Source organism: Microvirga guangxiensis (assembly GCF_900102135.1).
GTDB lineage: Bacteria > Pseudomonadota > Alphaproteobacteria > Rhizobiales > Beijerinckiaceae > Microvirga > Microvirga guangxiensis.
This window is the reverse complement of record NZ_FMVJ01000008.1, coordinates 72,896-94,019: the sequence shown is the minus strand read 5'-3', so window position 1 is coordinate 94,019 and position 21,124 is coordinate 72,896. Positions and strand designations below refer to the sequence as shown.

The 21,124-nt window shown below is 60.8% G+C and carries 21 protein-coding genes and 3 pseudogenes; 14 read left to right on the top strand and 10 right to left on the bottom strand.

Translation table 11 applies throughout. The annotated features are described in order from the left end of the window. Positions 1–654 (top strand): annotated as a pseudogene (locus BLP10_RS14630) (excinuclease ABC subunit A); the annotation flags it as partial. A gap of 266 nt (positions 655–920) precedes the next feature. After that, complete coding sequence (locus tag BLP10_RS14625) at positions 921–1,541, top strand: DUF938 domain-containing protein (protein ID WP_210183624.1); 621 nt, start codon at positions 921–923, stop codon at positions 1,539–1,541. Positions 1,542–1,570: 29 nt separating this feature from the next. Here the strand turns inward: BLP10_RS14625 and BLP10_RS14620 are convergent, their stop codons facing one another. After that, complete coding sequence (locus tag BLP10_RS14620; RefSeq protein ID WP_091135922.1) at positions 1,571–2,029, bottom strand: hypothetical protein; 459 nt, start codon at positions 2,027–2,029, stop codon at positions 1,571–1,573. 138 nt (positions 2,030–2,167) lie between these two features. Here BLP10_RS14620 and BLP10_RS14615 point away from each other — a divergent pair, with 138 nt between their 5' ends. The 4 genes from BLP10_RS14615 to BLP10_RS14600 all read left to right on the top strand — a co-directional run bounded on the left by BLP10_RS14615 (position 2,168) and on the right by BLP10_RS14600 (position 4,379). Then, positions 2,168–2,503 (top strand): ArsR/SmtB family transcription factor, encoded by a 336-nt coding sequence (locus BLP10_RS14615; protein WP_091136407.1) that lies wholly within the window; start codon positions 2,168–2,170, stop codon positions 2,501–2,503. A 12-nt stretch (positions 2,504–2,515) separates the two neighbouring features. Then, the gene (locus BLP10_RS14610) at positions 2,516–2,941 is read left to right on the top strand and encodes a YeeE/YedE family protein (protein ID WP_091135918.1); all 426 of its coding nucleotides are present in this window, start codon (positions 2,516–2,518) and stop codon (positions 2,939–2,941) included. A gap of 3 nt (positions 2,942–2,944) precedes the next feature. Next, complete coding sequence (locus tag BLP10_RS14605; RefSeq protein ID WP_091135915.1) at positions 2,945–3,403, top strand: YeeE/YedE family protein; 459 nt, start codon at positions 2,945–2,947, stop codon at positions 3,401–3,403. Positions 3,404–3,467: 64 nt separating this feature from the next. Next, on the top strand, positions 3,468–4,379 hold the full coding sequence (locus BLP10_RS14600) for an MBL fold metallo-hydrolase (protein ID WP_091135911.1): 912 nt from the start codon (positions 3,468–3,470) through the stop codon (positions 4,377–4,379). On the opposite strand, the gene BLP10_RS24035 is transcribed toward BLP10_RS14600, so the two are convergent. Beyond that, complete coding sequence (locus tag BLP10_RS24035) at positions 4,350–4,691, bottom strand: hypothetical protein (RefSeq protein ID WP_425286957.1); 342 nt, start codon at positions 4,689–4,691, stop codon at positions 4,350–4,352. The two genes, BLP10_RS14600 and BLP10_RS24035, sit on opposite strands and share 30 nt — an antisense overlap. A 317-nt stretch (positions 4,692–5,008) precedes the next feature. On the opposite strand from BLP10_RS24035, the gene BLP10_RS14590 reads away from it, so the two are divergent. Beyond that, entirely contained in the window at positions 5,009–6,520 is a 1,512-nt protein-coding gene (locus BLP10_RS14590) for a succinyl-CoA:acetate CoA-transferase ScpC (protein ID WP_091135904.1), read from the top strand. A gap of 353 nt (positions 6,521–6,873) precedes the next feature. On the opposite strand, the gene BLP10_RS14585 is transcribed toward BLP10_RS14590, so the two are convergent. From BLP10_RS14585 to BLP10_RS14570, 4 genes and pseudogenes are all read right to left on the bottom strand, one after another. Further along, entirely contained in the window at positions 6,874–7,179 is a 306-nt protein-coding gene (locus BLP10_RS14585; RefSeq protein ID WP_139165504.1) for a hypothetical protein, read from the bottom strand. 277 nt (positions 7,180–7,456) lie between these two features. Next, the gene (locus BLP10_RS14580) at positions 7,457–7,930 is read right to left on the bottom strand and encodes a DUF411 domain-containing protein (protein ID WP_091135898.1); all 474 of its coding nucleotides are present in this window, start codon (positions 7,928–7,930) and stop codon (positions 7,457–7,459) included. A 367-nt stretch (positions 7,931–8,297) separates the two neighbouring features. Further along, positions 8,298–8,930, bottom strand: coding sequence for a Spy/CpxP family protein refolding chaperone (locus BLP10_RS14575; protein WP_175493919.1), 633 nt, complete (start codon positions 8,928–8,930; stop codon positions 8,298–8,300). A gap of 214 nt (positions 8,931–9,144) precedes the next feature. After that, positions 9,145–10,128, bottom strand: a pseudogene (locus BLP10_RS14570) (HAD-IC family P-type ATPase); the annotation flags it as partial. Positions 10,129–10,134: 6 nt separating this feature from the next. On the opposite strand from BLP10_RS14570, the pseudogene BLP10_RS14565 reads away from it, so the two are divergent. Beyond that, positions 10,135–10,677, top strand: a pseudogene (locus BLP10_RS14565) (excinuclease ABC subunit A); the annotation flags it as partial. Positions 10,678–11,407: 730 nt separating this feature from the next. Here the strand turns inward: BLP10_RS14565 and BLP10_RS14550 are convergent. Both BLP10_RS14550 and BLP10_RS14540 read right to left on the bottom strand, forming a co-directional pair. Next, entirely contained in the window at positions 11,408–11,668 is a 261-nt protein-coding gene (locus BLP10_RS14550; protein ID WP_091135884.1) for a hypothetical protein, read from the bottom strand. 666 nt (positions 11,669–12,334) lie between these two features. Further along, positions 12,335–13,279 carry a serine hydrolase domain-containing protein gene (locus tag BLP10_RS14540; protein ID WP_091135878.1) on the bottom strand — a complete coding sequence of 315 codons (945 nt, stop codon included), beginning with the start codon at positions 13,277–13,279 and terminating at the stop codon, positions 12,335–12,337. Positions 13,280–13,632: 353 nt separating this feature from the next. Between BLP10_RS14540 and BLP10_RS14535 the strand changes: the two genes are divergently transcribed. From BLP10_RS14535 to BLP10_RS14515, 5 genes are all read left to right on the top strand, one after another. After that, positions 13,633–13,869, top strand: coding sequence for a BrnA antitoxin family protein (locus BLP10_RS14535; protein ID WP_091135874.1), 237 nt, complete (start codon positions 13,633–13,635; stop codon positions 13,867–13,869). A gap of 11 nt (positions 13,870–13,880) precedes the next feature. Then, positions 13,881–14,213, top strand: coding sequence for an MliC family protein (locus BLP10_RS24030; protein ID WP_091135870.1), 333 nt, complete (start codon positions 13,881–13,883; stop codon positions 14,211–14,213). A 377-nt stretch (positions 14,214–14,590) separates the two neighbouring features. Then, a complete protein-coding gene (gene ggt / locus BLP10_RS14525) occupies positions 14,591–16,351 on the top strand; it encodes a gamma-glutamyltransferase (protein WP_091135867.1) in 1,761 nt (586 codons plus the stop codon). Positions 16,352–16,795: 444 nt separating this feature from the next. After that, positions 16,796–17,140 carry a hypothetical protein gene (locus BLP10_RS22880; RefSeq protein ID WP_139165503.1) on the top strand — a complete coding sequence of 115 codons (345 nt, stop codon included), beginning with the start codon at positions 16,796–16,798 and terminating at the stop codon, positions 17,138–17,140. Between the two features lie 351 nt (positions 17,141–17,491). After that, positions 17,492–18,907, top strand: a complete 1,416-nt coding sequence (locus tag BLP10_RS14515; protein WP_091135861.1) for an alanine/glycine:cation symporter family protein — start codon at positions 17,492–17,494, stop codon at positions 18,905–18,907. Positions 18,908–19,115: 208 nt separating this feature from the next. Here the strand turns inward: BLP10_RS14515 and BLP10_RS14510 are convergent, their stop codons facing one another. After that, positions 19,116–19,520 carry a four-helix bundle copper-binding protein gene (locus BLP10_RS14510; protein WP_091135858.1) on the bottom strand — a complete coding sequence of 135 codons (405 nt, stop codon included), beginning with the start codon at positions 19,518–19,520 and terminating at the stop codon, positions 19,116–19,118. Between the two features lie 173 nt (positions 19,521–19,693). Between BLP10_RS14510 and BLP10_RS14505 the strand changes: the two genes are divergently transcribed. Further along, a complete protein-coding gene (locus BLP10_RS14505; RefSeq protein WP_244510547.1) occupies positions 19,694–19,960 on the top strand; it encodes a metal-sensitive transcriptional regulator in 267 nt (88 codons plus the stop codon). Positions 19,961–20,021: 61 nt separating this feature from the next. Here the strand turns inward: BLP10_RS14505 and BLP10_RS14500 are convergent, their stop codons facing one another. Further along, a complete protein-coding gene (locus tag BLP10_RS14500) occupies positions 20,022–20,981 on the bottom strand; it encodes a mechanosensitive ion channel family protein (protein WP_210183623.1) in 960 nt (319 codons plus the stop codon). Positions 20,982–21,124: the final 143 nt, after the last annotated feature.

The window sequence follows — 21,124 nt, the reverse complement described above, 5'->3', positions numbered from 1 at the left end:
CGCTATGACGCAGGGCGCTTTTCCTTTAACGTTGCAAAGGGCCGCTGTCCGCATTGCGAAGGCGAAGGCTTCGTGATGGTCGAGTTGCTTTTCCTGCCGAGCGTCTACGCTCCATGTCCGACCTGCCACGGCGCTCGGTACAATGCTGACACGCTTAAGATCAAGTACCGCAATAAATCCATCGCCGACGTGCTCGGAATGACTGTTGATGCGGCCTGGGAGTTTTTCGCTGACGAGCCCCCTTTGCATCGTTCGCTCACGATCGTGCGCGAGGTGGGTCTGGGTTATCTGAGGCTGGGCCAACCCGCGACCGAGTTGTCCGGAGGTGAGGCGCAGCGGATCAAGCTCGCAACTGAGCTTCAAAGGGTCCAGCGCGGCGATACCCTCTATGTCCTCGACGAGCCGACGACCGGACTGCATCCCGCTGATGTCGAGAGGCTCGTGGCTCAGCTCGATGGACTAGTCGATGCTGGCAACACTGTCATTGTGGTTGAGCATAACATGCGCGTTGCCGCGAGAAGTGACTGGATCATGGATCTCGGTCCGGGAGCGGGCGACGAGGGTGGGTATCTGGTTGCATCAGGGCCCCCACACGAAGTAGCAAAAGCATCAGGCAGTCGTACGGCACCTTATTTGTCGCGAGTTCTTGTTTGATGCACTCCAAGCCTTCAGATATCCTTGGACCAGAGCCGGCCCAAAGCGCGAGGTTTTCTCGATCAGAACTTAAGATCCGGCGCGATCATACCCCCGGTTTGTAGGATTATCCGAGCCCTCATCACGGCGGCGAGCTTGAACGTTCCTTGTAGCACCTCAGGCCGTCCTCTCTTGTTTCTCGCGGATCAAACGACCTTAGTCCGCTTTAGCAAGTGGAAGCATAGGACCGACTATTCGGCTTGTACCCGCAGGAGGCGACTATTGCAGTGACGAATTCACATAGCGAGGCTGCGCTGGCATCGCCATCGGTGGCCCGTAACCGCGATCCGATCTTGGAGGTCCTCCGGCAAGTTCTCCCCAGAGCAGGGAAGGTTCTGGAGATTGCCAGCGGGACTGGCGAGCATGCGGTCTACTTCGCCGCCGCGCTGCCGCACCTGACATGGCAGTCAACCGATCAGGACGAGTACGCCCTGAGCAGCATCGCCGCTCATCGCGCGACATCAGGGTTACCCAATCTCCTTGCCCCGTTGCGCTTGGATGCTGCAACCCCGGACTGGCCCGTAAGTCGAGCCGATGCCGTCGTGGCCATCAACATGATCCATATCTCACCGTGGCGTGCGACTCAGGGGCTGATGGTCGGGGCAGGCCGGATACTTCCGCCTAGCGGCGTGCTGTATCTCTATGGAGCTTATAGGGAGAACGGCGCGCACACAGCTCCGAGCAACGAAGTATTCGATCAGGATCTGAGGGGCCGGAACCCAGAATGGGGCATCAGAGATCTTGAGGAGGTCGTGGAGCTCGCAGGTAACTATGGGCTCAAGCTTGTCGAGCGCATTCGTATGCCCGCCAACAACCTCAGTGTCGTCTTCCGGAAGCAGGGGACCTGAGGCCAGCGGCAATGTCAGGGCCGTCAGGATCAGAGGCGCGCTGCCTGCAGCGCATGGCTGGCGCGGCTGTCATGGTCGTGCGGGCTCGGCCCTATGGGGCCAAAGTCACCCCTCAGCGCCTTCAGGGCATACCGTTCCGTCTCGATCTCACGAGCCGTGCGAAAGCCGAGCCGCCGCAGGATCGGCAGAGGCGGGCACCAGCCCTGGACGGCATGCTGGAACAGGAAGGCAGTCACCAAAGCGGGCAGGGCGAGCCAGCGCTTGTCCACGGTCGCGCCGAGCATCACCCCGGTAAAGGCCAGGGTCGAGGCGTTGGCCTCCAATGTCCGTTCAACATCCCACTCCTGATCAAGCTCGTACAGCCGGCGGCCGATCCTCTCGGGATGGGCCGCGTGCCAGCGGACGCTGTCCGCGATCTGCATCTCGATCTGGCGGTTGATGTCCTGGCTGGTGTGCCTGGGAACGCGGTCTACGGTGCTTGCAACCATGGTTCAGTCTTCCTGCAACAGGTAGGGAACGGGACGTGGGCGGGTCGGTTCCCAAGCAAGCTAAAGGCCGCGTGCTGACCCTTGAAAATATATAAGATAATGCTAAATTAGCTTAGTCTTATGAAGACGGATGGCCTTATGCCTGGCGTGGAAATCGACCTCGAAACATTCGAACAGAAGGCGACCGAGGTCGCGGACATCCTGCGCGCACTCGCCAACGAGCGGCGGCTGATGATCCTCTGCAAGCTGGTCGAATGGGGAGAGGCCAACGTGACCACCCTGACCGAGGCGGTGGGGCTGTCGCAATCGGCTGTTTCGCAGCATCTTGCCAAGATGCGGGATGAGGGCATCGTCGCCACCCGGCGCGAGAGCCAGACGATCTGGTACCGTATTGCCGATCCGCGCATCGAGCAGCTCTTCGCCACACTCTATGAGCTCTATTGCCAGCCAGCCAAGGCCAGAAAGTCCCGCTGATCGGAGGTCGCCATGGAAAACTTTACTCCAATATCTGCGCTCATCGGCGGTGTCCTGATCGGCGCGTCCGCGGCCCTGTTCCTGGTGCTGAATGGGCGCGTCGCCGGTATCAGCGGAATCCTAGGCGGACTGTTCCATCCGGCCCGCAGCGAGATCGGCTGGCGCTTGGCGTTCCTTGCAGGCCTGTTCGTGGCACCGCTGGTCTATACCACCTTCGGCGGTGTGCTGCCGCCCGTCGAGCTCGATGCGTCCGTGCCACTCCTGATCGTGGCGGGGCTGATCGTCGGCTTCGGCACGCGTCTTGGAGCCGGCTGCACCAGTGGCCACGGTGTCTGCGGCATCGGGCGCGGCTCGCCGCGCTCTCTCGTCGCTACGGGCATCTTCATGGCGACTGCCATCGCCACCCTGTTCATCACCCGCCACCTCATTGGGATGTAAGCCATGCTCCTGATCCTGTCTGCCTTCGCCGCCGGCCTGTTGTTCGGCCTCGGGCTGATCGTCTCGCAGATGGTCAACCCGGCCAAGGTGCTCGGCTTCCTCGACATCTTCGGCGCCTGGGACCCGAGCCTCGCCCTAGTCATGGGCGGCGCGGTCGTGGTGTCCGCGCTGGGCTATCTCGTCGCTAAGCGCCGTGGCGTGCCCGTGCTGGCGCCGCGCCTGGAGATCCCAACCCGGCGCGACCTCGACCCGCGCCTGATCGGTGGGGCCGCTCTGTTCGGCATCGGCTGGGGTTTGGTCGGGTTGTGTCCGGGCCCGGCGCTGGTCGGCCTGACTTTCGGTCCCTGGCCGGTGTTCGCGTTCGTCGCCGCCATGATCGTCGGCATGGCGGTCTTCCGCCTCGTGCCAGCCGATTGGCCCCAGGTCACCTTCCGCCGCGAAGCTCCTCGCATGGATGGCTGAGGCTTAAGCCCATCAATCCGGATCCCAAACCCTGCGTCATCCCTTGAGAACAGGAGCAAGCGTCATGTCTGCCCAGACCTCTTCACCCTTGCGCGGCCGACCCATCGTGAAGGGCTTCTACGAAAAACGCACAGGCAGCGTGCAGTACGTGGTCGCCGATCCTGAGACGAAGAAATGCGCAATCATCGACCCGGTGCTCGACTTCGATCCGAATTCCGGCGCGACCGCCACGATCCAGGCCGACAAGCTCCTCTCCCACATTGCGCGTGAGGGCTACACCCTGGAGTGGATCCTCGACACCCACCCGCATGCCGACCACTTCTCGGCGGCTGGCTACCTCAAGGACAAGACCGGCGTGCCCACTGCCATCGGCGAGAAGGTGGTCGAGGTGCAGAAGCTCTGGAAGATGATCTACAACTGGTCCGACAGTTTTCCGACGGACGGCTCGCAATGGGACCGGCTGTTCGCTGACGGCGAGCGCTTCAAGATCGGCAATCTGGATGTGGAGGTAGTGTTCACACCCGGTCACACGCTCGCCTCTATCGCCTACGTCATCGGTGACGCCGCCTTCATCCACGACACGCTCTTCATGCCCGATAGCGGCACGGCCCGGGCTGACTTCCCCGGCGGCTCCGCGAAGACTCTGTGGCACAGCATCGAGCGGATAATGGCCCTGCCTGACGACACGCGCCTGTTCACCGGTCATGACTACCAGCCCGGCGGACGCGGGCCACAGTGGGAGAGCACGGTGGCGCAGCAGCGACGAGAAAACAAGCACCTCGTGAAGGCGAGGACGGAGGAAGAGTTCGTCGCGCTGCGCGAGGCGCGTGACCGCGAGTTGCCGATGCCCAAGCTCATCCTGCACTCGCTCCAAGTGAACATCCGCGGCGGCCGCCTGCCGGAACCGGAGAAAAACGGCAAGCGCTACCTCAAGATCCCCCTCAACTCACTCGATGGCGCCTCCTGGGGCGAATGAAGGAGATGGGCATCGGGAATGTGACGCATGTCGCGGGTGGCTCTGCTGCCTTTCAGGAGGCGGATGCATCCATCGGAGAAAGCCGCTGAGTAATGCGCCCGGCTGCTCAGCCCCCGTGCTCACGCACCCGGTGCGCAAGGAGGTGAGATGATGGTCGTGGATCCCGAACCCTTCGAGGCCATGGATCGGGTCGTACAGATAGTCGCAACATGGGCCGAGTGCCCCGCAAGCGGTGGCGATCACCTGGGGCATGTCGGCCTCGGAGCTGGGGCGCACATAGTTCGAGACCGAGCGGTTGTTCGTGAAGGCGATGCAGAACGTGCCCTTCGGCAGGTGAGGACCGTGCAGCTTGACCCAGCGCGGTACATGGGGCGCCGGTCACCATCTCATGCTGCTAGACCAACTCCGAACTACCTCCCGCGCCCAATGTGAAATCCGTGAGCGAACTTGACGTCTTCCAGCCTTATGCTGCGCTATGCCGCAATCTCTTGTAGTCCGAAATTCCTCTGGCAAGGTGTAGAGCGAAGGACGCATCTTCGACTAGCTCCTTTCTATGCGGCAAGCGAAGTTGCAATCCCGTTGGTGCGGATTTATGACCGGTCCCGGTATGGCGAAGCGGAGCGTGGAGTATGACTGACGGTGCTCGGGTCTTAGATCCTTCCTTGCGCAACCGGATCATGTCGGCTGACGAGGCCGCCGCTCTCATTCTCTCTGGCACAAACGTTGGGATGAGCGGCTTCACTGGGGCCGGCTATCCGAAGGAAATTCCGCTCGCCCTCGCACGGCATATCGTGGCCGCGCACGAGCGTGGCGAGGCGTTCAAGATCGGAGTCTGGACCGGTGCTTCAACGGCGCCGGAACTTGACGGAGCGCTGGCCAAGGTTGATGGCGTCGAGATGCGTCTGCCTTACCAGTCAGATCCGACCTGTCGGCAGCGCATCAATGCTGGCGAGATGGACTATCTCGATATTCATCTCTCGCATGTCGGCCAGTTCGTCTGGTCCGGTTTCCTTGGCCAGCTCGACGTTGCCGTCATTGAGGTTGCAGCTGTTCTGGACGGAGGGCGCCTGATCCCTTCCTCATCAGTAGGCAACAACAAGACCTGGTTAGACCAAGCGGATAAGATCATCCTTGAGGTGAACCATAGGCAAAGTCTAGCTCTCGAAGGGATGCACGATATCTATTATGGGACCCGGCTGCCGCCACATCGCCAGCCGATTCCGTTGACGCATCCGAGGGACCGCATTGGGATCCCATATCTCACCTGTGACCCTAACAAGATTATCGCGATTGTCGAAACGAACAAAGCCGATCGAAATACTACCTTCACGCCCCCGGATGAAAACTCGCAGCTCATCGCTGGACATGTGATCGAGTTCCTGCAGCACGAGGTCAAGAAAGGCCGTTTACCGAATACGCTGCTACCTCTGCAATCTGGGGTCGGTAACGTGGCCAATGCTGTGTTCATGGGCTTGAAGGACAGTCCTTTCGAGAACCTCACCGCTTACACGGAGGTGCTCCAGGACGGCATGCTCGATCTCCTCGCCGATGGCAAATTGACCTTTGCCTCGGCGACAGCCCTGTCGCTGAGCCACGAGGCATTGGCGCGGTTCGAGGCCGGCATCGAGGAGTTCCGAAGTAAGATCGTTCTGCGTCCGCAGGAAATCAGCAATCATCCCGAGATCATCCGTAGGCTCGGGATAATCGCCATGAACGGGCTGATCGAAGCTGACATCTACGGCAACGTGAACTCCACCCATGTGATGGGGTCGAGCATTATGAACGGGATCGGCGGCTCCGGCGACTTCGCACGCAATGCCTACCTCTCATTCTTCATGTCGCCATCAGTCGCGAAGGGCGGAACAATCTCGTGCATCGTGCCAATGGTCAGTCATGTCGATCATACTGAGCACGACGTCCAAGTCATTGTCACGGAGCAGGGTCTTGCCGACCTTCGAGGCTTGGCGCCGCGACAGCGGGCACGGCTTATCATTGAGAAATGCGCCCACCCCCATTTTCGCCCAGCGCTGGAAGAATATTACCAACGCGCTTTGAAGGAAGCACCGGGCCGGCACACGCCACACATTATGGACGAGGCTCTCAGTTGGCATGCGCGCTATCTTCGACATGGATCGATGTAGTTCCTGACAGGGCGCCATCAATATAACGGACCGATTGGTCTGTTGCATGAGCCTTCATAGGGATGGGTAGCCAAGTAAGAAACAGTTCTAAGCCTCTGTTCAGGCACTGCCGCTTTCCTGGCGCGAGCCTCCTACGAGATCAGCTATAGCGATCTCGCCGGGATCGATGCGGGAGCGTGTGTCGAGGTCGACCCATCTGTCCTCGTGCGGTCGGGTTTCCACGATACTTTATAGGTCAAGAAGAGAGTGCGCTCGAACGAATGATTTCGCTCTGGCTCCTTCTGTGTAGATGACAGATAAGTGCCGGTTTCACGGAAGAAAAAATGCCTTCACGACCCCGAGGCCTGCCGCGATCACGCTCCACGGCTCTCTAGGTATACCCGAGCTGCTTTCATGGCGCTTTGGCATTGTGGTGACGTGTTCAGCACGTCCTCTGGCACGGCTCTACCGGTCCAGACATCAAGGGCGGTTGCGATCACCCAGAGAGGCTCGGCATAAGCTCGCTCAGCCAGTCTTGGCAGAGCGTTCTCAGCACATGTTCTCACCTCTGCAATGATGGCTTGAGGCGCTCGAACCTCAGCCAATCGCTTGTTCATTTCACCGTAGAGAGGGTCGATAACAAGTAGGTTGATGAAGAAAGCGATAATGTCCTGGACCATGTCCATCTCCGGCACTGGCGGTAAGATCGATTAGGATCCGACATCACGTAGGCGCCAGGCGGCTCACGTCAGAGGGGCCCGGATCAGGGTCCCTCCAAACGTAAGTATGGAGCACAGAGGTTCAAGGGCTGCCGGACTTCGAAATCTGCAGCGATGAACATTGGTGCGCGTGAGGCTCTATAGCCGACATTCATGAGCGGTTGAGGGGCGACGCCACGCATTTTCTTCAACATATTCGTCTGTCGCATGGCTGATCACCCCTGGACTGCTCCGGTCTTTAGATCTGGCTTGCGCCGTGGTAGCGGGCGAAGGTGGTCTGGCCCGAGGGGCCAAAGAGGATGACCTCGTAGGTGTCTGGTTTTGCTCCTGGGATCTCCATGCCCGGCGATCCGACTGGCATGCCGGGAACGGCAAGACCCTTTCCGTGGGGCTGCTCAGCCAGCAGTCGCTTGATGGCTGCTGCCGGTACGTGCCCTTCAATCGCGTAGCCACCAACCTCCGCGGTATGGCAGGAAGCGAGCTCGTCCGGCACGCCGAGGCGAACCTTGACCCGGTTCACCTCTGGCGTAGTGACGACCTCCATCGAGAAGCCAGCCGCCTTCATGTGGTCGACCCAGCCGTCGCAGCAGCCGCAATTTGGGTCTTTGGACACGACAACCTTCGGCAGGGCCGTCTTCGCGAATGCGCCGCCCGTCGCGAGGGCCACGCTGGAGACTCCGAGAACGGTGAGAAAATGGCGGCGATCTAGCATGATGGTTTCCTTAGGCTGCAGTCGGCGTATAGCCAGCGTTGGTCACGATGGCCTTGATGAAACTCAAATCTGTGGTGCCGCTGACCCATGCGAGACTGAAAGGCTGGACTGGCTTCGACTTCAGCACCCGGCAGGCCGGTTGCGATGGTTTTCTTGAACGCTCCGACGCAATGGCCGCAGATCATGTCCTCGACCCGCGAGGTCACGGCGTCAGGGGGCACTGCCTGAATGGCGTGAGTGCTGCATCCGCCCATGGTGGCTTCTCTGGTTCAACGGGATGGTGCACATCCTGCACTTTCCCACGATGGCAAGGTCAAGCTCTCATTCCCATCAAAGCCTCGTAGGCTGTAATACGTCTGGCGCCGCCTCAGCCGTCGTCCTCATCATCACCATCATCGGATCCGCCAGGCATCCGAGAGCCACCGGTTCCCATCATTCCTCGGCCCATCATCCCCGGCATTGTCATACCACGACCACCCACTCGGACGAGCACCTGCAGCCGCCGCTTCTGAGCCTCGTCGAGTGTCGCATAGAGCGGTGACGCGACATCCGCGAGCTTACGCATCGCGTCCGCTCCATTGCTCATCCGGTCCGCCATGGCTCGTAACATCTCAACCGGATCACTCGCCATCATTCCACGAGCTCGGCGCATCCCCTGCATATGGCTTGCGTGAAGGCTGGCGAGGTTCCTGATCGCGGTCTCGACAGGGGGCCACAATTTTTCCTGATCAGCGGACAGCTTCAGACCGGCGTGGATTGCCGCGATGTGAGCGTCAATGAAGGCATTCATGTCCTCGGGCGAGAACCGGCTCATCATTTGGCCCATGGGCATTTGTGCCCCGCGCCCGGCGAGGGGCATTTGAGGCCGGGCTGAAGGCGTCGACTGAGCCTGGGCTGCGGTAGTGCTGCCTGGATGGTGCTGCTCGTGATCGGCGGGCGCCTGGGCCAGCGCGGGGCCGGCGAGGACAATCAGGGCAGCGGTGAGGATAGGAGTTTTCATGGCAGGCTCTCCTTTTGGACCCGGCTTCTGAGATTGGGAAATGAGTGGGCCCGCTTTCCGGTTCAGCACAATGGAACTGGTCAGATCACATCCATCATTCAGGCTGTGAGGCAATCCGCTGGGATGGCGAAGGCTCCACCAAGCCCAAGAAGTCATTGGCTTCCACGAGACAGCAAGCGCCGTTGGCCAAGGTCACGACCTACCCCGCTTTCTGTCAGAGCTTGACCGTGCGCAGACGGACGGCGTTGCCGATTACGCTGACCGACGACAGAGCCATCGCGGCCGCCGCGATGATCGGCGAGAGCAGGATGCCGAAGAACGGGTAGAGCACACCCGCCGCCACCGGCACGCCGAGCGCGTTGTAGATGAAGGCGAAGAACAGGTTCTGGCGGATGTTGCGCATGGTCGCCCGCGACAGCCGATGCGCCCGCACGATCCCGGTGAGGTCGCCTTTCAGCAGGGTCACGCCCGCGCTCTCCATCGCCACGTCCGTGCCGGTGCCCATGGCGATGCCGACATCCGCCGCCGCGAGTGCCGGGGCGTCGTTGACGCCGTCGCCCGCCATGGCCACCACGCGGCCCTCGCGCTTGAACTTCTCGACCACGGCGCTTTTCTGCTCCGGCAGCACCTCCGCCTCGACCTCGTCGATCCCGAGCTGGCGCGCGACCGCCTTTGCGGTGGTCCAGTTGTCGCCGGTGAGCATCACGACGCGGATGCCTTCTTCCTTCAGGCCCGCTAAGGCCTCGGGCGTCGTTGCCTTTACCGGATCGGCGATGGCGATGGTGCCCGCCACCTTTCCGTCGATGCCAGCGAAAATGGCGGTTGCACCATCCTCACGCAGCTTGTCGGCCTGTTCCGCCAAGGGAGCCACGTCGATGCCGTGCTCCGCCAGGAACTTGGCGCTGCCGAGCACCACACGCCGGCCCTCTACGGTGCTGAACGCCCCCTTGCCGGTGGGCGAGTCGAAGTCTGTCACCGGGGCCGTCGTGATGCCCTGCTTCTCGGCGGCCTCTACGATGGCGATGGCGAGCGGGTGCTCGCTCGGGCGCTCGGCGCTGGCCGATAGGCGCAGCACCTCGGTCTCCGTGAAGTCCAGCGCCGGGACGATGGCCGTCACCGCGGGCCTGCCTTCGGTGAGCGTGCCGGTCTTGTCGACCACGAGCGTGTCGACCTTCTCCATGTGCTCCAGGGTCATTGCTAGAATCCATGTCCGACCTGCCACGGCGCTCGGTACAATGCCGACACGCTTAAGATCAAGTACCGCAATAAATCCATCGCCGACGTGCTCGGAATGACAGTTGATGCGGCCTGGGAGTTTTTCGCTGACGAGCCACCTTTGCATCGTTCGCTCACGATCGTGCGCGAGGTGGGTCTGGGTTACCTGAGGCTGGGCCAACCCGCGACCGAGTTGTCCGGAGGTGAGGCGCAGCGGATCAAGCTCGCGACTGAACTTCAAAGGATCCAGCGCGGCGATACCCTCTACGTCCTCGACGAGCCGACGACCGGACTGCATCCCGCTGATGTCGAGAGGCTCGTGGCTCAACTCGATGGGCTAGTCGATGCTGGCAATACTGTCATTGTGGTTGAGCATAACATGCGCGTTGCCGCGAGAAGTGACTGGATCATGGATCTCGGTCCGGGAGCGGGCGACGAGGGTGGGCATCTGGTTGCATCAGGGCCCCCACACGAAGTAGCAAAAGCATCAGGCAGTCGTACGGCACCTTATTTGTCGCGAGTTCTTGTTTGATGCACTCCAAGCCTTCAGATATCCTTGGACGAGAGCCGACCCAAAGCGCGAGGTTTTCTCGATCAGAACTTAAGATCCGGCGCGATCATACCCCCGGTTCGTAGGATTATCCGAGCCCTTCACCACACGCATCATTTGCAGGATCAAACGAGCAATAGGCCCAAATGTACGGATCGGGCAGGCTCTCCAGCCTCGCCGCATATGTCTCATCATCCTCGCCGACTTCTTGGGGGTGCCGGCCTGTCTTGAGCAAGAACTTCAGCGCAATCTCAACTGAACAGCCGAATTGCTCTGCGAGTGATCGTACGAGGATCATCGTCTCATCATCAATTCGCTGATAGCTCCTGATCATCCCCTGGCCTTATGACGCGTTCCAATGATAGTGTTTAGAACGTGTGAGATCCAGCTTCGGTGCCAATTCACCATTCCACCAGTAGGATCCATCGACGGTCAACTCACAAATGGTTAGGCGTGCAGTTCTAATTCTGCACGTGAATGCTATTCGACTAAACCACTGTTTAAGGATGACTTCATTTCAGGATCTTAAGAATCTCCTCGACCGCCTGGTTCTCTTTCAGGCCCCCCTGCTCATACCTACGCAAAGTGTCTCTAATCCTTGCTCGCTTCGACCGTGTCCCGTTGACTCGTTGGTCAATATCCGCCGCATGCAAGAGAACCTTTAGAGGTGGTTCAGGTCTCCGGAAATACCTTGATAGCTTATGTAACATGATCACGCCCATTCTTGCTGTTCGGTTACTAGCGCGCGGTGCAGCGTGAACAATGCCTCAAAGGCCCTGTACGCCAAGTGATAGAGCACGGGGTCGGCCGTGATGTCTGGATGACCAGCGAGTTGGTCATCGACGGCTTTCATCAAAACGGATGCCGCATGTGATGCGTCCGGATATTGCCCTATGTTTTTGGACTGCTGAATCCCTCTGAGGCGATCAAGGCGCGTTTCCTCAATAAGTTGATCAGGGTCAGACTGAAGCACCTTTGTTCTCCACTAAGAGCTAGCGATATGCTCCTGTTACTTTCGCCGTAGTTCTATCAATAAATCGTTAACCATAATCAGCTTCACATTTGGGCCAGAGCGTCCAGGGCGACCGGAAAGGGTCGCATAGCGTCATTCACGTTGTGCAAAATTCGCATCGATCACCTTGAGTTATTTCGCATGCCAACAGGGCCTACTCAGGACGTGCAAAGCAACGCTGCGAGCATGAGCCTTGAACAAATTGGATGAAACGTCAGGCGATTCCATCTGCTAAGATAACCGCAGGTTAGATATGGCCGATCGTGAGCAAAGGTTTTTCTATTATGCTACTGAGACGTTAGCCTGAAGGCGGCAGTCCTTATGTAGCCAGCTCTGAAGGAGCCACGATGAATCAGGGTAAGGCAGGCGGCTTTATGGCTTCATATATTGCAGTCACAACGTTGTAGAGCTGATCCATTCCGTCGGCAGGTTGCGAGTTGGTCTGTATCGTGATCAAGATATCGTCCTGTGCAAACCAGACATAGAGGGTGCGGTAGCCAAGGGTCTCGCCCTCGTAGAACCAGTGCGCTCCCATCGGTCCTAGTATCGCCTGGACCAAGCTAAGGGAGAAGCCGCGCGGGTCTTCGGCCGTTAACCGGTCGAGAGGTTCTCCAGTCCGGGTCGAGATCATACGTACCACTCACCCTGCTGCTTTGCTGGCACCACCCGACCGCCGAACACCGCTCGCATCCAACGGTCGACGTCTCGTGGGTTCGAAACTGCGCCGCCAGCAGCCTGGGTCCAGGATGAGCTCATGGCGCGCACATCCCGGCCCACCAGTGGCAAGTTCCAGGATGTCGCACAATCCTTAGGTTGATAGTCGGTGCAGGCTGGATTCTCGAAATAGCCGTGCGCCAGCCGCTGGACTACAGCCTGAGGGTAGGTGCCACTCTCGTAGAAAGTCGAGTGGAGCCCAACAGCCCGGATCACCAGTTCTTGAACGAGATCCCGGAATGACTTTCTGCTTGCCGTTTCGGCAATCATGCTGGCCAAGATGTAATTGGTATTGGAGTAGTGATAGCCTGTGGTTATGGGAAGGCTGCTAGTGGTGGGATACACCATCCTCACAAGTTCCTCCGCACTGAGGTCGCGTTGGGGCTCCTCAACCCACAAGCGCGACATCGCTTCAGTTTCGGAATAGTTCGGGATCCCGCTGGTCATGTTGAGCAAACGCCTGATGCTGACATCCCGCCAAGCGGAATACTCCGGCAACCACTTACCAATTGTATCATCGAGCGAAAGCGTGCCGGCTGCCTCGAGTTTGAGGATCACAGCGGCGGTGAACGATTTCGAAGTGCTACCCATCTGAAATAGGGTGTCCTGGCTGATGGGGCCGTCAGAGGATGATCGACCTGTGGTGCCAGCAAACGCCTCGATGGCCGGTCCAGGATCCCCGAAGCTGATATAAGCAGCAATGCCGGTGACCTTCTCCAGCGGGGCTCTCTCTACGAGCCACCTTTCGAGCGCTGCTTGCACCTTCTCAGGCTTGCTTGGCTCGGCATCTGCGCCGAAAATAAGCATCGACCCGATGGTGCCGATACATGCAGACAGAAGGACACTTACCCTGGCCATGGTCGTCTCCCCGATGCTCCAGAGTCGGGTGCCATTACAGCAGATCTATGGCCAAGCCAGCAACGTCTCCGCCGAAACAAAATAACGAGGCGCATCGGACTCGCTTACATTAAGGCGGGGCTTTACCATACACCGGTTTGCGCCAAACTCTGGCTGACGGTTTGGTTTTCACCACAACACCGACGAACAATCGCACTTGCCACTTCTCGGCCCGAACCGAAGGGCTACTGATCTGCTCAAAGCCGCATTTTGGAAACTGGAGGGAACATCCCAATCGGTCTTGAGCAGGCTTTGTGATACAAATCGGCTAAGAGGACGTCGCGCTGCAGTCGTGAGCGACAAGGAGAGAAAGCATGTCAAGATCACCCGGGAGCCGTCGTCCATCTGATCCGCTTAAGGCCGCAGAGGCTGCCTTCAAGAAGGCGACGACAAAACCGATCGAAGGTCCTACGAAGGCTCCTTCGATACCAGGAATGAAGGAGACAGTTACCCTGCGCATTGATCACGAGATACTCGAATATTTCCAGCAGGATGGCCCCGGATGGCAAGACCGCATTAATGCGGCGCTGCGGAAAGCGATAGGCAAGTAAGAAATTATCCTATGCGCGGGGCACTCACTCTCCCAAGTATAGCTATCGTAATCGCACTCCTGCTGGGAGGCGCGACTGCAGGAGCTTCTGCCCAGGATGCAAAGCCTGTTCATTATAGCTGTGCGGATGGTACAAGGCTTAGAGCCATGTTCTCTCATCCTGGTATTGGTACGGGATCTGTTAAGCTGGTTGAGATCGAGTCCCTGACCGAGACGACCCTCTCGCAAGCCGTCTCAGCGAATGGGGGCCGCTATATCCACGGTGATGTGGAGTTCTGGATCAAAGGAAGCGGCGCTACGCTGACAAAATCGGGGATAGTAACAAGCTGCAATACTAGCGGGTAACCTGCATCTTGAAACAGGTGTGACCGTCTTTGTGCGTTGACCGAACAACCACAAGACCACATCCAAAGGTTGCCCGGGATCCGACGCCGACGCTCGATAAATTGCCAAATCGCTCCGTTTGGGGCCTCCAGCGACGGGATGAGGTGCGAACCATCTCCTGATTGGAGGGGCACTACAAGCCAAGGCATGTCAACCCGAAGGATTGGATATGTGTAATGATGCAAAATTTATGATTTCCGCGTCAGTGCGCCTGCCTCACGATCTCTCAGGCGAGCCAAGAGATTGAGCAGCAATGGATCGCGTGGAGCGGCATGACTCGTCGCGCCTTGTCCCTTAGGGTATATTCCTTCCACGAGCATCCCAACACGGAGCGCCTCATGACCACCCTCCATCACTCCCTTTGGCGGGCTCTCGGCCTCAGTTTACTGGCTCTGACTCCCTTTGTGATGCCCGGCGCTCAAGCACAGCCCGCGGCTCCCGCGCTCGAAGCTCCCGCCGGCCGCGCTGCCAAGCAGGCGGGCACCGCTGCGCGGGACATGGTCGCCGCTGCGAATCCGCTGGCCGCGCAGGCAGGCCGCGAGATTCTAGCAGCTGGCGGCAGCGCAATTGACGCGGCGGTGGCGGTCCAGCTCGTACTGAACCTCGTAGAGCCTCAGAATTCCGGCATCGGTGGCGGCGCGTTCATCGTGCACTGGGATGGTTCGGATGTCGTGACCCTCGATGGGCGTGAGGTAGCACCAGCTGCGGCAAAGCCCGAGCGGTTTCTCGGGCGCGACGGCAAGCCGATGCCCTTCTACGATGCCGTAGTCGGCGGCCGGTCTGTTGGAGTACCGGGCACGCTCCGCCTCCTGGAGGTCGCCCACAGGCGCTGGGGCAAGCTCTCGTGGCCTCAGGTGATCGCCCCAGCCATGCGCTTGGCAGAAGAAGGGTTTGCGATCTCGCCGTATCTCAATGGGATTGTCACCCAGGACAAGTACCTCCAGAACGACCCTATCGCTCGGACCTACTTCTACGGCGAGGACGGGAAGCCGAAGCCCGTCGGCACGATCCTGAAGAACCCGGCGTTCGCGCGCACCTTGCGGGAGATTGCCGATAAGGGCGCCGATGCTTTCTATACCGGCGAAATTGCGGCCGACATTGTCGCGACCGTGACGCGCCATACCACAAACCCCGGCGACATGACTCTCAGGGATCTTGAGGGCTACAAGGTCGAAGAGCGAGCGCCAGTCTGCGGATCATACCGGACCTACCGGGTCTGTGGCATGGGCCCACCGAGTTCGGGCGGCGTGGCCGTCCTCCAGATGCTGAGCACCCTTGAGCCCCAGGACATGGCCTCTATAAGGCCTGGCCCCGATGCGGCACATTGGATCTCCGAGGCCGGACGCCTCGCCTTCGCGGACCGTGCTCTCTACCTTGCCGATCCGGGTTTCGTGAGCGTGCCGGTGCGTGGTCTAATTGATCCTGGATACCTGAAAACCCGCGCTGGGCTGGTGAGCCCTGATAAGTCTATGGGCCGCGCCAAGGCAGGTGACCCGCCGTTCCAGAAGACCGAGTTCCGCTTCGCGCCCTCCGATGGCGTCGAGTTCGGTACGAGCCATATCTCCGTTGTGGATCGAGACGGCAAAGCGGTTGCAATGACTACCACGATTGAAGACGGCCTCGGCGCTCGGATCATGACGCGAAGCGGCTTCCTGCTCAACAACGAGCTTACCGACTTCAACTTCGCCCCCGAGGAAGAGGGCAAGCCGGTTGCGAACCGGGTTGACACAAATAAGCGCCCCCGCAGCTCCATGGCACCGACGCTTGTGTTCGACGCCGATAACAAACTCTACGCGGTAGTGGGCTCGCCCGGGGGCAGCCAGATCATCACCTACGTGACGAAGACGCTTGTCGGTATCCTCGACTGGAAGCTCGACCCACAGGTTGCCGTCGACCTGCCAAATTTCGGTAGCCGCAACGGACCAACCGAGATTGAAGCCGGTACAGAAGCCGAGGCCTGGAAGTCAGCCCTCGAAGCTAAGGGGCATCAGGTGAGGGCAATCAGTATGAACTCCGGCATTCAGGCCATCGTAATCGGACCAAATGGCCTCACCGGAGGGGCCGACAGTCGCCGTGAAGGTGTAGCGATTGGCAACTGAACGAGCTCGACAGCATCGCGCTCTTATTTTCGATCCTTCGCACGGTTGGGAATAGACGCAGGACACGCTCATGCAGAATTCATGATTTGTGTTAATGCACCCGATGCAAGACTCGCTCTCACATACCCTTACTTCCATCAACAGCCCCGAGCGGCTCGCGTAGTAGGAAGTACAGCTCAAGCGGGTAATAGCAGACCTCACAAGGACACCAGAGTTTCCTTTGGTGACTCAGTGCGGGCCCTCGTGATTAGCGGACTGCTCCTCAGCAGTCTTATTGAGACTGACAGGAAGCTCTGCACCATACAACAGCGGGTGGTCAGGGAGTGTGCGCCGGCGCCGCTGTCCCGGGCACCGGCAGTGATCGAGCGCGTATCCGGTCATGTGCAGGCACAGATCATCGCCTTCACTGGAAGGCAGATAGAGCCCCTGCCTGACTACGGTCACATGACAGATCTCCTGGTCGGTGCCTATGTCTGGGGTCTTTTGGAGGGCTGCCTCCGTAATCTGCCGGGCGATGACGTCCCTGTCGGGGACGTGCATGCACGGACCGCCGTCATGGCGGCGGAAGTTTGCTCGCGCGTGCTCGGTCGGAAGCGAATGCGTTGGGTGCGCGGACAGCTTCCGCAATGGGACGGGCCGCGGACCCGCAATCTCCCCTATCGCTGGGCGCTGTCGCGGATGCGGCGCGACGGTGCCCGCGATGGCCGGTACCTAGCGGCCAGCGACCCGCTCTGCTTTGCTAAAGCTGGCAGTCTGTTGGCCATGCTCCTCGCAATGGCGGAGAAATAGGGCTCGCCTGTAGCGACTGTGCCGTCCGGGAGCCCGTGGTCGCGCGCCATCGATGGGGCCGGGCCCATGACACTTGCGATCCATACTCTTGGCACCTGTGGCGACGTGCAGCCCTACGTGGTGCTCGCCCGCGGCCTCATGACGGCGGGGCGAGGTAGTGCTGGCTACTGCGGCCCGGTTTTGAGGGATTCGTCGCCGCCCATGGCGTTCTGTTCGCCCCTTACCGGATGGCTCCCTCGACTTGACGGGCACACCTGAGGACCAACCTGCCCCATGAGGACTGAACGGGAACGGAGTGACCGCGTTGGGTGAGCGTAGCCGCCCTTGCATCCTCCCCGGAAAGGATCGTCCATGCTCGACGCCGTCATCCAATGGACCAACACTCTGATTTGGGATTATTTGCTGATCTATGTCCTGCTGGGTGCCGGCGCCTACTTCACAATCCGAACCCGGTTCATCCAGTTTCGGCTTTTCGGCCACTTCTGGTCTGCCCTCTCGCACTCGCGCGAAGGGGCCGGGCAGGGGATCTCAGGGTTTCAGGCCTTCTGCATTGGCTTGGCCTCGCGGGTCGGAACCGGCAACATCGCGGGCGTGGCGATCGCGCTGACCCTTGGCGGCCCGGGTGCCATCTTCTGGATGTGGATTGTGGCCCTCGTCGGCATGGCGACGGCCTTCATCGAGGCCACGCTCGCCCAGCTCTTCAAGGTGTCCCAGCCCGACGGCACGTTCCGCGGTGGTCCTGCCTACTACATCGAGCGCGGGCTGGGATCGCGGCTGTGGGGTTGCGTCTTTGCCGTCCTGCTGATCTTCACCTTCGGTCTAACCTTCAACGCCGTGCAGGCCAATACGATCGCCGACACTCTGAACTCCGCTCATGGCATTCCGCCTCTCTTCACCGCCATCGGTCTGGTTGTTCTCGCTGCCCCGGTGCTGTTTGGCGGCATGCGGGCCATCGCTCGTGTGGCGGAATGGATGCTGCCGATCATGGCCATGGCCTACATTGCGCTCGCGCTGCTGATCATCGGGCTGCATGTCCAGAGGATCCCGGAGGTACTCGCCTTGATTGTCAGGTCAGCGTTCGGGTTCGATCAGGCCGCCGCCGGGGTTTTCGGCGGGATCGCTGCCGCTCTCCTGAACGGCGTCAAGCGCGGCCTGTTCTCCAACGAGGCCGGGATGGGCAGCGCTCCCAATGCCGCGGCCACGGCTACCATCGGCCATCCGGCCACACAGGGCTTCATTCAGTCCCTTGGTGTCTTCGTCGACACGATCATCATCTGCTCGGCGACTGCGTTCATCGTTCTCGTCTCTGGTGTCTATGATCCAGCCCAACCTACGGCAGTCGCCGGCGCGAGCCTGACCCAGGCCTCGGTCGCGGCTTGGTTCGGCGACATCGGCATGATGTTCATGACGCTGGTGATCTTCCTGTTCGCGTTCTCCTCGATTCTCGGCAACTATGCCTATGCAGACGGCAATCTTACCTATCTTGGGGCATCCGTCCCGATAATTCAGGTGTTCAGGGTCGTCGTGTTGCTGGCCGTGATAGGCGGCTGCCTGGGCGAGCTGCCGACCGTCTGGGGACTAGCCGACGTAGCTATGGGCCTAATGGCGCTGGTGAACCTCGTAGCCATCCTTCTCCTGGGGCAGTGGGCGTTCGGGGCGCTTGCCGATTACGAACAGGCCCTGCCGAAGGGCACGCCCAAGTTTGACTCGAAGGCGAACCCACACCTTCCCGCCGCGATCAAGACGGGGGTGTGGAGCCGAGGCTGACCGAGTCGTGAGGGCGAACGTCTCTTAATGGTGCAGGGGTTGAGCCTGCGTGCGGTCGTGGGGTGGACGCTCTAACCGCCCCGAGGCGGATCCGTTCCTTCCCGGCGCTGATGCCCGTCGGTCCAGCGAGGGTTAGGGTGATCTGACGAGAGACAAGCTTGACGATCAGAGCCACTGCCGCTTGCCTTCGGCCGCCACAAGACCGAGGCTAGCGGCCCATGCTGCCGAGGGCCGACTGACAAGCCTGTTCGCAGCGTCGGCAGGATTCCGCGCAGATGCGGCAGTGCTCGTGCATGCCCGCATGGCTCTCGCATTCCTCCGCGCACAGGCGGCAGGCGGTGGCGCAGGCCTCAAGCATCTGGCGGATCACCTCCTCGTTCGACCCAGTCCGGCGGGTGGCCACGGAGCCGGTGGCGGCGCAGACGTCAGCGCAGTCGAGATCCAGACGGATGCACTGCGTCAACCGCTGCACCATGTCCTCGCCCAGGCAGGCATCGGCACAGGACGTGCAGACCTGGGCGCACGAGTAACACTCCTCAATGCAGCGGATGAGGGCGTTGTTGGTGTCTCCTTTCACGTGCGGGTGCGTGCTGATCATCTCCTGGACGTGCATGGGTATCCTCCGGCAAGGGTGAATGTCTCGGATGCAGCCCGGCGAGAGCAGGCAGCAACCCGTGCCCGCGGACGTCGAGGCAACATGCCGGGTAGGGGTATTGTTCCGACCCGGATCGCCGCCGCTTGCGTTGAGGAAGCGAGGACCGCCACGGCTGGATCGCTGTCGATGACGTGCGGCAGATCCCCCGCCTGCGCCGGATCGAGGGCCAGGTCCGCGGCCTGCAACAGATGATCGAGGAGGGCCGCTACTGCGGCGACGTGGTCGATCAGATCAATGCCGCGGTCGCGGCGCTCCACCGCGTCCAAGTCGACATTCTGCGGGACCACCTCAAGGCCTGCGTCGAGGCCAGCCTGTCCCGTGACCTGTCCGAGGGGGAGTGCCGATGGCTGACTGAGGAGGCAATGCGCCTGATGGAGATCCTGCGGCGCAAGGCATGACATCGCAGGTCCGCATGGGTCAGTGGCGGCGTCTCGGCCGGGAGAACTCCTCGGGCTGACCCTATTCGCCCTCGCCCTCGCCCACGTGCTCGACGGTGACCTCGTTCAGATGGCGCGGGGCCGGGGGGCTGTCGCCGGCCGGCCAGCCCTCGCGCTGGCGCGTCCGGTCGCCGTCGGCCTCCTCGGTCTGGTCGTGCAGCAGCACCATGGTGGTCAGGAACGGCAGGTCGATGCCGGCCTCGCCCAGCGCCCGCTTGACCGACTCAATCACGCGGCCACGGGCATGCACCACGTCGGCCTGCTGCGGCTCGGTCCACCAGCGCACCCGGATGTTCACGCTCGAAGCGGCCAGCTCCCAGGGAATGGCCTCGGGCGCCGGGCTGTCCGACACGCTCGGTAAGCTCGTAAGCGCGGTGCAGATCACTTCGCAGGCTTGTGCGATGTCGTCGCTGTTCCCGATCCCGACGTCGTACTCGCTGCGGCGCTGCCCGAAGGCGGTGTTGACGGTCACGGACTCGGTGTAGACGCTGCTGTTGGGGATGATCACCCGTTTGCCGTCGTAGGTCCGGATCAGGGTGGCCCGCGCCTCGATCGACTCCACCGTGCCCTCGTGCCTGCCGACCACGATCTGGTCACCCTGGCGGAAAGGTCTTCGTACGAGCAGCAGCAGGCCGGCGAGCCAGTTCTGGAGGATGTCCTTGAAGGCGAAGCCGATGGCAATCGAGCCGACCCCCAGGGTGGCCAGGATGTCGGCGGGCTTGACCGACGGGAACACGATGGTGGCGACGACGAGCAGGCCGAGGCCGATGACCGACCAGCGCGCGAAGCCGGCTAACAGGGCGGCGAGATCGGGACGGCCGCGATGGTTGAAGAAGCGGGATACGCCCGCCCGCGCTCCCCAGGCCAGCCCGAGAAAGATCAGGAAGACCACCAGCGCGATGCCGAGGTTGGGCAGGATCCACCAGAAGCCCTGGATGAAGCCCTCGATCCGATCCAGCGTGATGCTGGTGTCCGTTTCCATGTCGTCGCTCTCGGTTTGCTCTTGAGGCTCAGGCGGAACGTGTCCGGGCTGCCCCCGTTCCGGCATCGACCTGGAACGGTCGACGGTGCGCGGATCGCAAGTTCGTGAGCACGGCAAGGGGACGGATGGCGGGAAGGTGTCGT

Excerpts from the sequence above, each read along its gene's own strand:
- BLP10_RS14540 (WP_091135878.1), bottom strand. The coding sequence starts at position 13,279 with ATGGCCAGGGTAAGTGTCCTTCTGTCTGCATGTATCGGCACCATCGGG.
- BLP10_RS14620 (WP_091135922.1), bottom strand. The coding sequence starts at position 2,029 with ATGGTTGCAAGCACCGTAGACCGCGTTCCCAGGCACACCAGCCAGGAC.
- BLP10_RS14580 (WP_091135898.1), bottom strand. The coding sequence starts at position 7,930 with ATGCTAGATCGCCGCCATTTTCTCACCGTTCTCGGAGTCTCCAGCGTG.
- BLP10_RS14600 (WP_091135911.1), top strand. The coding sequence starts at position 3,468 with ATGTCTGCCCAGACCTCTTCACCCTTGCGCGGCCGACCCATCGTGAAG.
- BLP10_RS14590 (WP_091135904.1), top strand. The coding sequence starts at position 5,009 with ATGACTGACGGTGCTCGGGTCTTAGATCCTTCCTTGCGCAACCGGATC.
- BLP10_RS14585 (WP_139165504.1), bottom strand. The coding sequence starts at position 7,179 with ATGGTCCAGGACATTATCGCTTTCTTCATCAACCTACTTGTTATCGAC.
- BLP10_RS24030 (WP_091135870.1), top strand. The coding sequence starts at position 13,881 with ATGCGCGGGGCACTCACTCTCCCAAGTATAGCTATCGTAATCGCACTC.
- BLP10_RS14575 (WP_175493919.1), bottom strand. The coding sequence starts at position 8,930 with ATGAAAACTCCTATCCTCACCGCTGCCCTGATTGTCCTCGCCGGCCCC.
- BLP10_RS14535 (WP_091135874.1), top strand. The coding sequence starts at position 13,633 with ATGTCAAGATCACCCGGGAGCCGTCGTCCATCTGATCCGCTTAAGGCC.
- BLP10_RS22880 (WP_139165503.1), top strand. The coding sequence starts at position 16,796 with ATGACAGATCTCCTGGTCGGTGCCTATGTCTGGGGTCTTTTGGAGGGC.
- BLP10_RS14615 (WP_091136407.1), top strand. The coding sequence starts at position 2,168 with ATGCCTGGCGTGGAAATCGACCTCGAAACATTCGAACAGAAGGCGACC.
- BLP10_RS14500 (WP_210183623.1), bottom strand. The coding sequence starts at position 20,981 with ATGGAAACGGACACCAGCATCACGCTGGATCGGATCGAGGGCTTCATC.
- BLP10_RS14605 (WP_091135915.1), top strand. The coding sequence starts at position 2,945 with ATGCTCCTGATCCTGTCTGCCTTCGCCGCCGGCCTGTTGTTCGGCCTC.
- BLP10_RS14610 (WP_091135918.1), top strand. The coding sequence starts at position 2,516 with ATGGAAAACTTTACTCCAATATCTGCGCTCATCGGCGGTGTCCTGATC.
- ggt (WP_091135867.1), top strand. The coding sequence starts at position 14,591 with ATGACCACCCTCCATCACTCCCTTTGGCGGGCTCTCGGCCTCAGTTTA.
- BLP10_RS14510 (WP_091135858.1), bottom strand. The coding sequence starts at position 19,520 with ATGCACGTCCAGGAGATGATCAGCACGCACCCGCACGTGAAAGGAGAC.
- BLP10_RS14515 (WP_091135861.1), top strand. The coding sequence starts at position 17,492 with ATGCTCGACGCCGTCATCCAATGGACCAACACTCTGATTTGGGATTAT.